9 protein-coding genes are annotated in these 16,342 nt (G+C 48.0%); 6 read left to right on the top strand and 3 right to left on the bottom strand.

Annotated features, from left to right (window positions below; genetic code table 11):
• Positions 1 to 286 precede the first annotated feature (286 nt).
• Positions 287 to 2,620: a helix-turn-helix domain-containing protein gene (locus ACRRU2_RS04565; RefSeq protein WP_432500121.1), complete on the bottom strand. Its 2,334-nt coding sequence runs from the start codon at positions 2,618 to 2,620 to the stop codon at positions 287 to 289.
• A 379-nt stretch (positions 2,621 to 2,999) separates the two neighbouring features.
• Between ACRRU2_RS04565 and ACRRU2_RS04560 the strand changes: the two genes are divergently transcribed.
• From ACRRU2_RS04560 to ACRRU2_RS04545, 4 genes are all read left to right on the top strand, one after another.
• On the top strand, positions 3,000 to 4,589 hold the full coding sequence (locus tag ACRRU2_RS04560) for an extracellular solute-binding protein (RefSeq protein WP_331702670.1): 1,590 nt from the start codon (positions 3,000 to 3,002) through the stop codon (positions 4,587 to 4,589).
• 75 nt (positions 4,590 to 4,664) lie between these two features.
• Positions 4,665 to 5,564: an ABC transporter permease gene (locus tag ACRRU2_RS04555; RefSeq protein ID WP_331702671.1), complete on the top strand. Its 900-nt coding sequence runs from the start codon at positions 4,665 to 4,667 to the stop codon at positions 5,562 to 5,564.
• A gap of 26 nt (positions 5,565 to 5,590) precedes the next feature.
• Positions 5,591 to 6,460 carry a carbohydrate ABC transporter permease gene (locus ACRRU2_RS04550; protein ID WP_432500120.1) on the top strand — a complete coding sequence of 290 codons (870 nt, stop codon included), beginning with the start codon at positions 5,591 to 5,593 and terminating at the stop codon, positions 6,458 to 6,460.
• 60 nt (positions 6,461 to 6,520) lie between these two features.
• Complete coding sequence (locus tag ACRRU2_RS04545; protein ID WP_432500119.1) at positions 6,521 to 11,041, top strand: Ig-like domain-containing protein; 4,521 nt, start codon at positions 6,521 to 6,523, stop codon at positions 11,039 to 11,041.
• Positions 11,042 to 11,353: 312 nt separating this feature from the next.
• On the opposite strand, the gene ACRRU2_RS04540 is transcribed toward ACRRU2_RS04545, so the two are convergent.
• Positions 11,354 to 12,328 carry an alginate lyase family protein gene (locus tag ACRRU2_RS04540; RefSeq protein ID WP_432500118.1) on the bottom strand — a complete coding sequence of 325 codons (975 nt, stop codon included), beginning with the start codon at positions 12,326 to 12,328 and terminating at the stop codon, positions 11,354 to 11,356.
• Between the two features lie 105 nt (positions 12,329 to 12,433).
• On the opposite strand from ACRRU2_RS04540, the gene ACRRU2_RS04535 reads away from it, so the two are divergent.
• Positions 12,434 to 13,309: a helix-turn-helix domain-containing protein gene (locus ACRRU2_RS04535; RefSeq protein ID WP_432500117.1), complete on the top strand. Its 876-nt coding sequence runs from the start codon at positions 12,434 to 12,436 to the stop codon at positions 13,307 to 13,309.
• A gap of 317 nt (positions 13,310 to 13,626) precedes the next feature.
• On the opposite strand, the gene ACRRU2_RS04530 is transcribed toward ACRRU2_RS04535, so the two are convergent.
• Positions 13,627 to 14,493, bottom strand: a complete 867-nt coding sequence (locus tag ACRRU2_RS04530; RefSeq protein WP_432500116.1) for an AraC family transcriptional regulator — start codon at positions 14,491 to 14,493, stop codon at positions 13,627 to 13,629.
• A gap of 165 nt (positions 14,494 to 14,658) precedes the next feature.
• On the opposite strand from ACRRU2_RS04530, the gene ACRRU2_RS04525 reads away from it, so the two are divergent.
• Positions 14,659 to 16,332, top strand: coding sequence for a DUF4091 domain-containing protein (locus tag ACRRU2_RS04525; RefSeq protein ID WP_432500115.1), 1,674 nt, complete (start codon positions 14,659 to 14,661; stop codon positions 16,330 to 16,332).
• The last annotated feature ends 10 nt before the right edge of the window (positions 16,333 to 16,342 follow it).

Below are 16,342 nucleotides of genomic sequence, written 5' to 3'. Positions count from 1 at the left end.
CCTCAAAATGAACAAATGTATATGAAAAACCATACAGAACTGGTAGGTGCGACCTCAAAATGAACAAATATATATGAAAAACCATATAGAACTGGTTGGTGCGACCTCAAAATGAACAAATGTATATGAAAAACCATACAGAACTGGTAGGTGCGACCTCAAAATGACCAAATGTATATGAAAAACCATACAGAACTGGTAGGTGCGACCTCAAAATGACCAAATGTATATGAAATTTCATACATAAATGATCAGCGCTGCCGCCGCGCCTAACCCGCCTCTGCTTTTATTCATTCTGTTCCTTCACTTGGAACAGATGCTTATTCGCGGCTTGCTGCTGCCGGAATTGTCCGGGCGTAAGCCCCGTCCGGTTTTTAAACATTTTGTTGAAGTAGCTTACGTTCGCATACCCGATTTCCCGGCAAATTTCCTCAAGCGAAAGGTGAAGCTGCTTCAATAGCTCCATGGCTCTTTTGATCCGCAGCTGGATCAAATAGTCGTTGATAGTCATACCCGTAGATTCCTTGAAGACACGGCTTAAGTAGGATGAGCTGCGCTGCACATATTCAGCAACCGTATCTACGGATATATTTTTGTTGAAGTTCGCATCCATATAATCCGTCGCCAGCTGAAGAGTCACATCGGTCATCTTGGAGCGTTTTTCCTTATGGTAGTCGATGATTCTGCCGCACATGTCGAGCAAGCACGCTTCCATATCCGGCAAGGTCTCGGCACGCGCGAGCGCTTCAGCATAAGAAGGCTGGTCGCCAAATACTGCCGATGTATCGCCCCTTGATTGGACCAATGCCTTTAAAATTTCTCCGCTCAGCTGGAAGAACAGCTGCTGAATATTTGCCTTGCTCAGCTTCTTATTAATCGCCGTTTGTGTAATTTGCCGGATGGCCTTGAAGCATTCCTCTTTGTCTGTTTGAAGAATCGATTGCAGCAGCTTCGTTTCCAGCTCGTACGGATAATAGTAAGCTTCTTCCTCTGTCTTCCAGTCGCCTAGAATGGAGTATGGCAAAACTTCGCCTTTGCCGATGTACATTTTTAGATTTAGCGCTTCGAGCGTGTCCTCATAGGCTGAGCGGACGGATGTTTCTCCCGCATAGATTCGGCTGACGGCAATCGTGACAGTTATGCCGTACCGGCTCAACAAGAGCTCTTTTAGTCTTTTGGCCTGCTCAATCGGGAAGCTGTCTGCGCTTAAAGGAACGGAAAGGAGGATAACGGTCCTCTTATCATCCTTGGCGAATATCTCTCCGTCAATATCGGCTCCCAGTTCTTCCATCATTCCATAACGAAACAAATGATATTGGAATATACCGTCCGCTCCCATCTCCGGAAAAGGCTTTTCCAGCTCAAGAGTTAGCATAGCGAACCTTGCAAAATCGAGACGGATACCCAACAACTCCGCTGCCTGTTCTGTTCCGCCGTCGCCTTGGATAAGATCATTCAAATACTTTTCCTTAATGGCCGTACGATTATCGGTTAGGACAAGATCTACTTTCCGTTTCTCCTTCATCAGTGTCTCCCAGTTGCGAACGAGCTGATCGAAGCTGTGACGGATAAAGCCGGCTTCGTCACCCGTGGGCGCAGCTTTGCTCTCGGTTTCCCGCTGGCCTGCCGCAGAGCCTCGGATGTAGGTGATAACGCTTTGGAGCGGCCGGTACAATCTTCTTGACAAATAAAAGGAAATGGCGATTGCCACTAGCAGGTATGCCGCCGCAACGGTGAAAACAATGAATTTGATGCGGTCCATGCCTTGCAATAGCACGGAGCGTTCAGTGACATCAACGAACTTCCAGCCGGTTAGCTCTGAGGTTGTATAGGAGATGATCTGATTGGAATCGTCTATATAGTATCCGCTCCGATCGGTAAGCCTTCCAGGGTCCACCCGCTGCAGCAAGGCTTCTCCTGCGGCATCATCGGAGTAAAGCAGCTCGGAGTTCGGCCCCAATACGAGCGTGGCTCCTTTTTTATTGTGATAATGGCTCAAATAGTCGTTGAAAAGCTGTTCCAGCTTCAAGTTGATAACGATGGCGCCGTCTACTTGACCAATCAAAGGCATTTTTTGCAGCAGGCTTGCGGCTGGTTGATCCGATGCGAAGCCGTTTGGTCGTCCGGTTAACCAAATGGTGCGGTTTTCAGATGGCTGCTTCCAGATGTCCAGCCAGGATGTATCTGCAAAGGTGGAAATAGGCGACGTTTTGATTTCGGGACGTGATGTCAGGACTAGCTCCAACGGCTCGTAATATAAATAGATGGAATCGATGTAAGGACTGATCTTTTTCTGTTCTTCAACGAATCGTGACAAATCGATCAGAGAGCTGACGGTTAACTTGCCGTTTTTAGTTTGGTACAGGTACGATTGGTTTGCCATCATGCCGGCGACGGCATATCTGATTGCGGTCAGGTCTTTGTGGATGAGCTCCTGCTGCTGCGTCAAAATGGATTCGTTGTATTCGATGGCGTTATGAATACTGTTATCTGCCGAAATCGAGTAGGTGACTGTGGCAATAAGAATGACGGTGATCACGGCAATTGCGGTTAAGGAGAGAAGCAGCTTGACGAACATCGTATTATTTTTGATCGCTCGGTATCCCAGCAGGGTAATCACACCCCTTCTTCAATTGGTTGCGCTTACATAATACATTGCGAAATTAAAGTGCAAATCAAGTGTGCCGATAAATTATGCGAAATCATTCGTTGAGTCCATAGAAACAGGAAAAGAGGCGCTCTTATCGCAAACACTATAGAGGGATTATATCAATAGTTGAGCTGAGCGCAAAGGGGAAGCTCGAAAAACATATAAAAAGCTGAAAAACATAATGCATTCCAAACAGCAAAAATCAAAAAAACATAAAAAAGAATCGAAATAAAAGATTGTGAACCTTGCCAGAGAACGCTATCGTAAAAGTTGTAACCGCTATCAAATCCCGGCCGGGAGTGAAAGCTGCGATACGGTCCAATCATATTGACTCTAGGGGGAGATTTTTTTGCTAAGCAAACGCAAGAAATTAGGAAGCATCTTTTTGGCAGCAATGATGGTAGCGGGCCTGCTGGCCGGCTGCGGCTCCAACTCCAACAATAATAATAACAATAAAAGCAATACGGCATCGCCAAGTATCAGCCCGAGCGCAAACCCAAGTGAAGCAGTTGAAAAGCCAATAGAAATTACATGGGGCATCCACTTCCAGGCTTCCGGCGTTGTAAAAGACTCTGAGGTTCAAAAGTGGCTTGAAGAAAAATTCAATGTGAAAATCAAGCCGGTGAAGGTGACGGATGCCAGTATCGCATCCGGCGAAATTCCAGATATTTTTATGCTGGGCGATCCTGCTAACGTGGCCGCATACCAGAACCAGGGTGTCCTGATGAGCATCGATCAGAACATGCTAAAGGAAAAGCTGCCTGAGTATTATGCAGATATTGAAAAAAACAGTGCCCTGTTCCAAACGGTTACTTTTAGCGATAAACTATGGGCCATCCCGATGTTCATCGATCTGAAGCCTTATGATCTGGCTATGCTTTGGCGTAAAGATTGGCTGGACAATGTTGGGATTACGAAGGTTCCAGAGACACTCGAGGAGTTCGAGCAGGCGGTTTATGCGTTCGCGCAGAAGGACCCGGATAAAAATGGCGCCAAAGATACGTACGGCTTGACAGGTACAGCTACCTCCACCTGGTCATCCGGTTTCTATTCCATTTTTGGAGCGTTCGGCGTAGAACCGACGATGTGGCATGAAAGAAACGGAGAAATTATGAACGGCTCTGTCATGCCGGAGACAAAGGAGGCCTTGGCCAAGCTGCGGCAGTGGTATGCTGACGGGGTTATCGATCCTGAGTTCATTACCGATACGCAGGATTCGTACCGGAAGAAGCTTTACAATAACCGGATTGGCGTCATCGAGGAGCAAATTGCCAAAGGCGCGCTTCCAGAGTCCGGGACCGTGGTGGAAATGAAGTCCTTGAATCCCGATGCGGAGCTGGTGTTCGCCAGAAATCCGAAAGGGCCAGGCGGGGACGGCTCTTGGGATTGGGGAGTGAAGAGTAATTTCGTCGTCCTTGGCAACAAAGTGCAGGATCAGCCGGAGAAGCTGGAAAAGCTTCTAGAAATTATTCGTGCGCAGAGCAGTGACGAAGAAACGATCAATATGACCAGCCTCGGGGTAAAGGGAAAAACTTGGGACTTCACAGAAAGTGGAGCGACTTCTGGAGCAACTAAATATCTTGAAGGCTTTGAGAAGCAAGAGCAGCGCGATCAGCTCGGCATTCGTCTCTTCTCCCTCGGTAACATTACGACGCAAGCTTACCGCGAGAAGTATTCCAATTCAAAGCTGAATGAAGCGATCAAAACGTATTCCTCTGCTCCTAACTTGACCGATGCGTTGTTGTTCTCAGCGCTGCCATCCGATGGCAAGTACAAGGCTGACCTTACTTCGCTTATGCAAAAGTACTTCGCTCAAATTATTAGCGGTGAAATTCCGCTCGATGATTTCGATAAATTCGTAACAGAATGGAAAGCAAGAGGCGGCGATGAGCTGACCAAGGAAGCAAACGAGATGTATCAGGCACAATTCAAAAAATAAGCGGATTCCGCTGTTCTGCAAAAGCCGAACTTGGCTTTTGCAGAATGGCAGGTCCGGGCTGCAAGGAAGGATAGCATGAAAACGATACGTAAACACGGAGAGCTGCTCACGCTGTTTCTGTTTTCCTTTGTGTTTTTTTTCATTTTCAAATACGGTCCGCTGTACGGCGTAGTCATCGCGTTCAAGGATTTCCGAGTCGTGGACGGGATTTGGGGAAGTCCATGGGTAGGGTTAAAGCATTTTATCGAACTGTTTCAAAATAGCGATTTTTATCGCCTTCTGAAAAACACCCTGCTTCTTAACCTATACTTGCTGATTTTTGCATTTCCAGCTCCGATTATTTTGGCGCTATTGCTGAATGAGGTCCGGTCCCGGTATTTTCAAAGATTCATACAAACGACGATGTATTTGCCGCATTTCGTTTCCTGGGTCATTATGTCTGGACTGATCATCTACTTTCTTTCGCCGACCTCCGGCGTTATAGCTGAAATCACGGGATGGTTCGGGAAGGAGCCCGTTTTCTATATGGGCAAAAAAGAGTATTTTCGTTCAATAGTCGTCTCCACGGCAATTCTGAAGGATTTGGGCTGGGGGTCGATCATTTATTTTGCAGCACTCGCGGGCATCAACCCGGAGCTGCAGGAATCGGCCATTATCGACGGGGCGAACCGCTGGCAGCGCATTATCAAAATCAATATTCCTTCGATCATGCCTACAATCGCGATCATGTTTATTTTGAGTCTGGGCGGCTTTTTAAGCGCAAATTTCGAACAAATTATTAATCTGCTTAATCCGGTCACCTTTGAAACCGGCGATGTTATTGACACTTATGTTTATCGCGTCGGACTGCAGCAATTTCAGTACAGCTACACGGCAGCGATTGGCCTGTTCAAGTCTCTGGTGGGGCTGTTGCTCATTCTTGGTGCCAATTTGACCATAAGGAAGCTGAGCCGAGGGGAGAATGGGTTATGGTAGAAGCAGGAAGCAAGAGGAAAACAGGTATGAAGGCAAAAAGTTGGAAAGACCGAATCGCTCCCTTTTTCATCTACTTGGTGTTAACGATGCTCGCGCTCGTCGTTGTGTATCCGTTCATCCATGTCATTGCTGTATCCTTTAGCAGCCGCGGGGAGGCGCTGCGCAGCGGATTTCATTTTTTTCCGAGGGAATTCGAATGGAGGGCGTATCAGGAGCTGCTTGAATATCCATTCATCTGGTCGGGTTATGCGAATACACTGTTCCGCATGGTAGTGGGGACGTTTTTGACCTTGCTCGTTACCGTCTGTGCCGCTTACCCGCTGTCGCGGCCCGATTTTCCTATGAAAAGGATATTAGTACTGCTTTTGCTGTTTACGATGATCTTCGACGGAGGCATTGTGCCGAATTACTTGCTGATGAAGGAGCTGCATCTGTTGAACTCCTTATGGGTCTACGTACTGCCGTCGACAGCTAACGCCTTTCAAGTGCTGGTCATGCTCTCGTTCTTCCGTTCCATACCGGATCCGCTGATTGAAGCGGCCCGTATCGACGGAGCAAGAGATTTGCGGATTTTATTCCGCATCGTACTGCCGCTCTCCATCCCGTCGCTGGTCACGATCGGGCTTTGGTCGCTGGTACACCATATCAACGCATTTATGGATAATTTACTTTATGTGACCGATCAATCGAAGTTTGTGCTGCAGCAAGTCGTTCGGCAAATACTGATCGAGAACAAGCTGGATCCGTTTACGACGGCAACAAATCTGACGCCTCCTGCGCCGGAGAGCTTGAAGATGGCGTCGGTAATCGTATGCTCGCTGCCTGTGCTTGTCTTGTATCCGTTCTTGTTGAAATATTTCGAGAAAGGAACGATGATCGGTTCTGTGAAAGGGTAATCCGGGAACCTTATGGTTCCCTCTCAGAAATTCAGATCGAATAGGAGGTTTGAATGTAATATGAGAAGAAAAACGATGATGTTTTTGTGGATCATTGCCTTAATAGCGAGCTGTATCCCGGTCACGGGGGTCCAAGCGGAGGAGATGCAAAGTTCTGGAGCGGTCTATTTCATATCTGAAAATGGAAGCGATTCCAATCCCGGGACAGAGGAAGCTCCTTTCCTTACCCTGGAGAAGGCCAGAGATGCGATCCGCCAGCTGAAGCAAGGCCCGGGGTTGCCTGATGGCGGTGTTACGGTTTATTTAAGAGACGGCATCTACAATCGGACTGGAACCTTTCTGCTGGAGGAGCAGGATTCCGGGACGGCGGACAAACCAATTACTTACCGGGCCTATCCGGGCGAATCCGTGCGGTTGAACGGCGGCCTGCAGCTGGAGAAAGATTGGTTTACTTCTGTAACGGACGAATCGGTTCTGAACCGGATTATCAGCACGGATGCTAGAACCAAGGTGCTGCAAGCGGACTTGATGGCGCATGGTATTACCGATTACGGCGTTATGAGCCGTCACGGCTATTACTTGGCCAATGATGTCAGCCAAACTCCGCCAATGGAGCTGTACATCGATGGTGAAGGCATGACCCTTGCAAGATGGCCGAACAACGGAACAGTTCAAATGGGCAATATTCTCGACCCGGGCCCAACCCGCAGAGATCCCGACTTGCAGACCCGGGGCGGCACATTCACATACACCTATGAGCGGCCAGAGCTTTGGAGCCAGGCGGAAGACATATGGCTGGACGGTATTTTCGGCTATAGCTGGGAGTGGTCGTACAACAAAATCGCTTCTATTGATACTGAGAACAAGGCGATCACATTAGCTTATGGGGAAATGAGCGGTCTCTTCAAAAACTGGTACCCGGACTTCCATTTTGCCCAAAACTTATTGGAAGAGATCGACATGCCGGGAGAGTATTATATTGACCGGAGCCAAGGCATTCTTTATTTCATGCCGACTGTCGCCTTCCTGGCGGAAGCTCCTGAGATTACAGTGTCCATGTTGAAAACTCCTATGATTAATACGGTTAACGCTTCGTATGTGACTTTCGAGGACCTGATTATGGAAAATGGCCGGGATTCGGCCGTGATCATTATGGGCGGCAGCCATGTCCGGGTGGTGCATTGCGAGATTCGCAACTTCACTGAAGGGGGCGTGCGAATTAATACACAAAGCCGCTGGCTGTACAACGATTTCGCCAAAGGAACGGGAGTCAACCATGCCGTCATCAGCACCGACATTCACCATGTCGGAGGAACGGGGGTCATTCTGAATGGCGGGGATCGGCTGACGCTGGAGCCGGGCAACAATGTAGTGGAGAACAGTCATATCCATGATTTTGCCTATTATCATAAAGCTTATAACCCTGCCGTCATCCTGACGGGAGCTGGAAACCGCATTTCTCACAACGAAATTCATGACGCTCCCCATCCGGGCATACTCATTTTTGGCAACGACCATCTTGTGGAATACAACAACATTTATGACGTATGCAAAACGTTTTCGGATCTCGGCGCCATCTACATGAATCTGGGCGCAGCGCCGCAGGAGCGGGGATCGGTTATTAGGAGAAACTATTTCCATCACATCGGGGAAGGCATCGCTGGTGTTCAGGGCGTCTATCCGGACAACTTCACGATGGGCGTTACAATTGAAGAAAACATTTTCTATCGGATGGGCAATTCCGCTGTTTTAAACAACGGCGGTGCTCATATCCGTACACAAAATAACCTATTCATTGACGCCAAGGTTCCTTACGATTACGCAGACCTGTACTTGGGCGACAAGCCGGAACAGCAAATTTCTAAAAACTATATGGGTCCGTGGCGTGCGCTGTTCGAAAAATACAACAATTTCGTAGGAATGCCGCATCTGACGAAATATCCTGAGCTGGCGGACTTTTTTACGGAGAACCGTTACTATCCGGACACGAATACATTCCAAAATAACGTCATCTACAATCCTACGAAAACGAGAAGCAGCACGACGAATGCGAACGGCGCTTACGATAAGTTCAATCTCGTGCAATATGCGAACAACTGGGTCACGGATCAGGATCCGGGCTTTGTAAATCTAGCAGGCGGTGATTTGAATCTTAAGCCCGATGCGGCGGTGTTTCAGCAAATCCCGGGCTTCAAGGACGTCCCGTTCAGCGAGATGGGGATCATAGGAAAAGCTGGGCCATATTTGACACCGGACGAAATTCCTGTTCAAGCGGTAAAGCTTTACGATGATCAAGTGACGATCGGCATTGGCAAATCGTATTCGCTGTACTCGGCGGTGCTTCCTTGGAACGCTACTAACAATAAGCTTATTTTTGCCTCGAGCGACCCGTCGATCGTGAAGGTGGACGCGGATGGCAAGCTGAAGGGGGTTAATCTGGGGAATGCGGTCGTTACGGCAGTCTCTGCCGATAATCCGCTCCTACAGGACGAGGTTCAGGTGACTGTCGAGGTTGGAGACGGGATTATGGACTTTACGAACTTCGAGAACGGACGGAACAGCTGGCCGAGCGATCCGAACCGGAGCATCGTGGAGGTCGAAGGCGGCAATCACATGTATAAGCTGCTCAAAGGTGCAACCGCGCTGAACGAGAATGATTACAGCGATTACGAGCTGACCTTCAAGCTGAAGACGCCGCCTGTCATTCCAGAATTGGCTACGTTCTACGTGTTCGACCGGTTGAACCAAAGCGGCAGCGGCGGCCGAATCGGGTATCGGAAGTTTGCGGACGGCACATCCTCCTGGATTCTGTACAATAAAGATTGGGCCACCATTAAGCAAAACATATTGCCCGCGCAGGACCTGCTGCCGGATACCGAATATGATATCAAGATTATCGTAAAGGGCAAGGAGGTCAGCGTTTATGCCGATGGCAAGCTAAAGCTGAAGGCAGCCGATCCTACATTCAATTCGTCCGGCAAGGTCGGGTTCTATGCAGGCGGCTTTGACTATCTTCTATTCGACGATATTCAATTTAAAGTTCCTACGACGGATGTGGCCGGTTTGCTGCTGGATGAGAGCCTCAATATGGTCGTAGATGAACAGCAGCAGCTGCAGGTGCAATTCGACCCGTCAGATGCCGCTGACCGGACCGTCCTCTGGCAGTCTGCAAATCCAGAAATTGCATCCGTCGATGTGGAAGGAACGGTCACTGCTTTGGCCAAAGGAGAAACTGTAGTAACTGTTACCTCAGTTGCCAACCCGGCAGCTGCGGCATCCATCCGGATTGTCGTTTCGGATATTCTTCACTTCACCGATTTCGATTCGGGGGCGAAGGGCTGGCCGGTAGACCCTAATCGCAGCATTGTGACGGTGAATGGCAACAAGATGTACAAAATTTTAAAAGGCGCATCTGCACTGCATCCAAAGCTATTTACGGATTACGATTTAACGTTCAAGCTGAAAACACCTGCCGAGATGCCGTCTCAAGGTACATTTTACGTGTATGACCGTTCCGCTTCTGGAAACTCTGGAAAGATCGGATACAGGAAATTGCCAGATGGCACTTCACAGTGGATTTTGTATGATCCGGCTTGGGCTATACTTCAAACCAAAGATATACCATACGAGGATCTATTGCCGGACACGGAATACAACTTCCGTATTCTAGTAGAGGGCTCTAGTATCCGTGTTTACGTGAATGGTGATCTGAAGCTGAATGGTTCTGATCCCAAGCATAATCCTTCAGGAACAGTAGGCTTCTATGTAGGCGGGTTCAGCGAAATGTGGTTCGACGATGTAAAGCTTACTATGATTGACCGAACCGCTCCTGTGACCTCAGCGGTCCTGAGTCCAGCGCTGCCTGACGGGACAAATGGCTGGTACAACGGACCTGTTACCGTTGAGCTGAATGCTGACGACACGGACACGGATGTAACGACCGAGTACAGCACGGATGGCGGAGAGACATGGCAGATCTACAAAGAGTCTCTAACTTTCATACAGGACGGCAGCTATGAGGTTGCATACCGCTCAGTAGATTGGGCTGGAAATCTGGAGGACGAGAAAATGGTCAGCTTCAAGCTGGATGGCAGTGCACCCGTACTAGCCATTGAGGGGCTAGCTGCAGGTGATTATGCAAGTATGGAAACGCTGACTATAACTTGGACGGCTTCCGACGCGCTGTCGGGGGTGGATGACAGCAAGACCGTCGCGCTGTTAGATGGGCAGTCAATAGAGCATGGAACGGAGATTCAGCTCTATACGCTAGCACCGGGCTCCCATACATTCACCGTATCCGTCAGTGATAGAGCGGGGAATACTCAGGAGAGCACGGTAACCTTCAATACGTATGCCAACGCGAGCACACTGAAGGAACTCGTCGATCTGTTTATAGAGATGTCCTGGATCGACAACCATGGAATCGCAAACAGCTTGACTAAGAAGCTTGAGCATGGCCAATTACAAGCTTTTATTAATCAGGTTCAGGCACAAAGCGGCAAGCACATTAGAGCTGAAGCTGCCACCTATCTGCTGCGGGATGCCAACTATATTATTCATGGGTTGGATTCGACGGATTAAGTTCATACTTGATTGAACGCAAGGATTCAATAAATTTAGTTCATACGTGATCGTTAGCAGAATTAAGCTTTGGACTAGGATAAACGGTTCCGCCGTCCTTTGGAAAGGCGCGTTTACCGATGAATTATAAGAAGAAGTTTATAGAAAAAAACTTATAAAATTCTTATAATTCGAAGAAAGCCTTGGACGAAGTTGTCCAAGGCTTTTGGGGTTATGATTGCCGGTCAAAGTAATTCAAGGCCATTCAAAACCTGTGGCAGCGGTTTAGGCTATCCAACCTTTTATGTCACTGTGGTCTGCAAGCCGAAATGCTTACTTCGCAATAAATTGAAGCTCTGGAAATACCCAAGCGTACGATTGAAAATAACCGTTGTTCTTATTAATATGGCCGATTATAGGGCGATAAGGAGAGACGAATCGCTCGTATGAGGGATCTCCATAAATTTTGGACATCGCTTCAAACAAATCCAACGGCCATGTATGGGCGCCAAGCGGAGGAATGTTTTGATCTTTGTCGTATGGCCATTCTTCTGTATGACCGTCGACATAATACAATAACGTATCGAGCGCTTTTTTGATGCTTTTGCCGCCTGGATAGGTACGGTGGAACAGATCTTCGCCAGTCTCGTCAAGAATTAGCTTGGAAGCTGCCGTTATGGGGGCCAAGGCGAAATAGTGATACCAGACCGCTTTTGTTCCTCTCTTTGTTTCTTCGGGGATAAATCCGGAAGGTGCAATACAATCTTCGATATGTTTTTTTAGATTGGCGGCTTCTGCCGCGAAGCATTCTCTGTCATCCATGAAGCGGAACAGGGCCAACTGGGCGTATAAGCTCCAGCTCCACCAGTTGTTACGGAGCGGGATGCCGTCCCATGCCGGCAAACAAACCGTGGTCATCCAGCGCACGAACTGATTTTGATTATCCTTGCGCCAGCCCGTATAGGATTTAATGAGCTCCGCCGCTTGTATGAGACCCACTCCCAAATAAGCGGAAACAAGCGGGCCATCGTTGTCGGCCAATTCCTGATTGATGCTTGCCCATCCGTTAATCAGTTCGATTGCTTTATCCGCATAGACGGCTTCTCCTGTAATTTGGTGGGCCAGCGCTGTCGTGTAGGCGGCTTGTGCGTCTGCTTCCATGAGCCGTTTGGCAGCTTGATGTCCAGCCGGATCGAAATAGTAGCCGGGAATTTGCCAGATCGGAACGGCATGACAGCGAACTTGCAAGCTCTCATTCGCAACTTGCAGCAGCTGGTCCAATGCGGTCGAGTTGTTCATAGCGTGCATCTACCCTTTCCTAACTATTCTGTCTTCATTATAGTACCAGACGAATAATTCTCGGTTGCACTAAAATATAACTAGTTTGCGATAATAGCATCGGGGGTGATAGAGTTGGCTTCTTACATCGAGTATGTGGATCCGGCGCAAAGCAGCTTTTTTCTTGCATATCGGGATGAGTGGTCGGATGACCATTTTCTTAAATTTCATGCGCATCAGGGTTTGGAGCTGTTGTTCATCCATGAAGGCCACGGGATGGTGGAGGTGGAGGGCTGCTCCTACAAGCTGGAAAAAGGCATATTTTTCTGCTTCCAGCCTTACCAGCTGCACAAGCTGGAGGTTTTCGCCCAAAAGGGGACCCGATATGTCCGAACGAATCTGACCTTTGATCCCCGTTATTTGGAGCCCTATTTGGCGCCGTATCCCAAGCTTCAAACATTTTTTCACTATCTGTCCAAGGGAACGCTGCCTTCTCCCAAATTCACATTCTCGGATAACAGGCTGTCGGGACTTATGGAGAGCCATGTTCAAGCAGTAGAAGAGTCTGGCGAGGAGCGGGAGGAGGCCCGCATCTTATTTTTAATTTCCTTGCTGCGTCAACTTCAATTAGCGGTTATTGCACATAACGAGCTTCCGCTGGAAGGCTGGGCGATCAAAAAAACAGTTCATATTGAAGCGATTATGGATTGGATTGAAGCTCACTTTAAGGAGTCTTTCAGTCTAGAGCTGCTGGCGAAGGAATTTCATCTTTCTCCTTACTACGTGTCTCATCTGTTTAAGGCATATACCGGGGTTACCCTTACTGATTACATCACATCCAGAAGAATACGCGAAGCCTGCGTGTTATTGGGCAATTCCGACAAAACGGTACAGCAAATCGCTTGCGAGATCGGCGGGTTAAGCGCCCCTTATTTTTGCAAGCTGTTCAAAAAACACAAGAGCATGACGCCGCTGGATTATAGGTCTGCGCTGCATCATTCCGCTAATTAACGGGCATAGAGTAACAAGCAATAGAAAGGGGGCCACTGCGATCAAGATTGGGATTCCGACCGCTGTTGTAGTCCAATATTTCTGATTAAATAACCCCTGTAATGGATAAAATTGGCCTACAAAGGCGGACGCTACCGCTTCTCCATTCCCATTCTTGCTCTCCGTTCCCCCATTTTCATTGCTTATTAATAGTTGCTCACAATTAATCGACACCTTCGTCAGCAGCGTTATCTGTGAACTTTTTGCTCATTATGCTCCATAGCGGTATCGTGCCTATCAAGCGCCTCTAGGATGCAACAGCTGCATTGCTCTGCCCTTTAATCCAAAAAAATTGTGTCAAACGGATAATTTATCGTTTGTTCGCGATATTCGCGAGGGGAGAAGCCCAGATAAGCTTTGAAGGTTTTGCTGAAGTAGCTGGGACTGTCAAAGCCGCATTGCCTGCCGATATCCTGTGCGCTTAAATCGGTTGTGCGCAGCATCGTGACGGCTGTCTCAATTCGCCGCCGGCGCAAGTATTCGAGCGGAGAAGCCAGATCATTTCTTTGAAACAGCCGGCACAAGTAGGCTCCGGTTACACCGCAATGAGTGGCGATATCCTCCAAAGAAAGCGGCAGCGCGTAGTTTTCTTTTATAAAATGCTTCGCTTTACTGACGATAGTCGAGTGCTCTGTTTTGGAGGTTAGGCCAGCCTCCGGCGTCAACAGTGACAGCATAAATCGATACAACAGTACGGAAAGCTCTGCGCAATCGGAAAGCTGATCCTCAGAGATAGATTTGTACATATCCCAAAAGCTGGACAGCGCTAAGCTATTTTCATGCAAAGAGAGTATTGCGCCTTCTTGTTCGATAATTCGGTCACACATCTGAAGCGCATCCTCACCCTTGGCATTAAGCCATATAAACTCCCATGGCTCTGACGTTTTGGCCGAATAATAATAGCGATGATTGCTAGGGACTTTAACGAGAAATGCTTTGCCCGGCGTTAGGCTGTAGCTTTTACCCTCCAGCTCGATTCGCCCTTCACCGCTTAACGTATATTGAAAGACAATATGTCCAAAATCTGATCGTTCCCGTCCGTCATTGCCATAATAAGGAGAATCGGTAGATTGCCAGCCTATCGAATCTAGCAGCAAGTAAGGGAGAGCATCTGTAAAACGGAAAGCAAAGGCGCCTTGTTTCATCGAAAATATCTCCTGCCTTTCCATAATCAATATATAAACTATCTTTATACATAATATTTTCTGAAAATAAAGTCAAGATTGTTATAGTTTGTTTAATATAGTTAGATTGCTGATCTATGCTCCAGTTGTTATGATGAAACCATCAGAGTTAAAGGAGGATACGTAATGAATAGTGCTTCGACTATATTTGAGACGCGTTGTTTAAGCTCCTTGAGCAAGGTGTTTGGAGACACAGAATTGCTAGATTCGAAGATCAATAGCGGAACAGCTTTGTGGAATGAGGTGTATTCCTTTCAAGTAGCGTACCGCTCTAACAGCTTGCTTCGCTACCTTAATGTTTCTGTCGAATCGGAGCTGGAGCCGTATGTCACAGTTCGGTCTGTAGGTTTATCACCGTTGGATATGCCGACATTTGCACAGTCAGATGATGACTATATAAGAAAAACGCCTGGCATGTACCCGGATATTTTATATCCGCTCGAGGAAGGCGTACATGCGGTACCGGATCAGTGGCGCGCAGTATGGGTGACCGTTGCGCTGCCTGTCAAAGCTCAGGTTAATTGTGGGGAGAAAGCTGCCGCTTATGCTATAAAGCTTGCTTTTGCGGACAACAGCGGCAATCGTTTGGGAGAGGAGCAGTTCACGCTGGAGGTGCTTCCGGCAGAACTGCCTGCTCAGCAATTGCTTCATACAGAATGGTTTCACACCGATTGCATTGCAACGCAGTATGAGGTGGATGTATTCAGCGAGGAGCATTGGGCGCTTATTGAGAAGTATGTAAACAATGCGGCCAGACATGGCGTTAATCTGTTGCTTACACCTTTGTTTACGCCTCCGCTTGATACAGCTGTTGGCAGTGAGCGCCCGACGGTGCAACTGATCGGTGTGGAGCGAACAGGTGAAAACAAATACAGCTTCAGCTTTGACAAGCTGGAGCGCTGGATTGCAATGTGCCAAAGAGCTGGCGTTGAGAATTACGAATTTTCTCATTTGTTTACGCAATGGGGAGCCGCTCACGCTCCTAAAATTGTAGCCGACGTAGATGGTGAAGAGAAGCGGATATTTGGCTGGGAAACCGATGCGGCAGGTGAAGCTTATGTTGCGTTTCTGAATCAGTTTCTACCCGAGCTTGTCGCATTCATTCATAAACATGGCTTGGAGAAGCATGTATTCTTCCATGTATCCGATGAGCCGGCATTGGCGCATCAGGAAAATTATCGCAAAGCAAGTGAAATACTTAAGGCTCATCTCGGCGCCTTTACTTTCCTAGACGCGTTGTCCGATTTTGAATTTTATAAGCAAGGGCTTGTTGATGTGCCGATTCCGTCAAATGACCATATCGAGCCATTCATTGAGCAGCAGGTAGAGCCGCTATGGACTTATTATTGCTGCGGACAATATATTGAAGTGTCTAATCGCTTTTTCAGCATGCCTTCGTATCGCAACCGGGTTATTGGCACACAGCTGTATAAATTTGACGTTAAAGGCTTTTTGCACTGGGGCTTTAATTTCTGGTACAGCCAGTATTCGACTAAAGCAATCGATCCATTCCGAGTGACGGATGCAGACTGCGGCTTTCCTTCCGGAGATGCCTTTGTCGTTTATCCGGGCTCAGACGGTCCGCTTGATTCCTTGCGCTGGGAAGTGTTCTATGAAGGTCTGCAAGATATGAGGGCGCTTCAACTGCTGGAGCAGCTTGTGGGCAGAGGGAAAGCACTCGAGGTATTGGAGCAGGATTTGGCAGAGCCTATTACTTTCAAGCAATATCCTAGAAGTATAGATTGGCTGCTGCAGGTTCGTCACCGCATTAATGCTGCGATTGCGGAAGCTTTAGCTTAAAGCAGAGTAG

Source organism: Paenibacillus sp. GXUN7292 (assembly GCF_050864975.1).
Classification (GTDB): Bacteria; Bacillota; Bacilli; order Paenibacillales; family Paenibacillaceae; genus Pristimantibacillus.
The sequence above is the reverse complement of the archived record's forward strand: the minus strand, read 5'-3'. Positions and strand labels throughout refer to the sequence as shown.

Coding starts and splice junctions, on each gene's coding strand:
- ACRRU2_RS04555 (WP_331702671.1), top strand. CDS start 4,665: ATGAAAACGATACGTAAACACGGAGAGCTGCTCACGCTGTTTCTGTTT.
- ACRRU2_RS04550 (WP_432500120.1), top strand. CDS start 5,591: ATGAAGGCAAAAAGTTGGAAAGACCGAATCGCTCCCTTTTTCATCTAC.
- ACRRU2_RS04545 (WP_432500119.1), top strand. CDS start 6,521: ATGAGAAGAAAAACGATGATGTTTTTGTGGATCATTGCCTTAATAGCG.
- ACRRU2_RS04540 (WP_432500118.1), bottom strand. CDS start 12,328: ATGCACGCTATGAACAACTCGACCGCATTGGACCAGCTGCTGCAAGTT.
- ACRRU2_RS04530 (WP_432500116.1), bottom strand. CDS start 14,493: ATGAAACAAGGCGCCTTTGCTTTCCGTTTTACAGATGCTCTCCCTTAC.
- ACRRU2_RS04525 (WP_432500115.1), top strand. CDS start 14,659: ATGAATAGTGCTTCGACTATATTTGAGACGCGTTGTTTAAGCTCCTTG.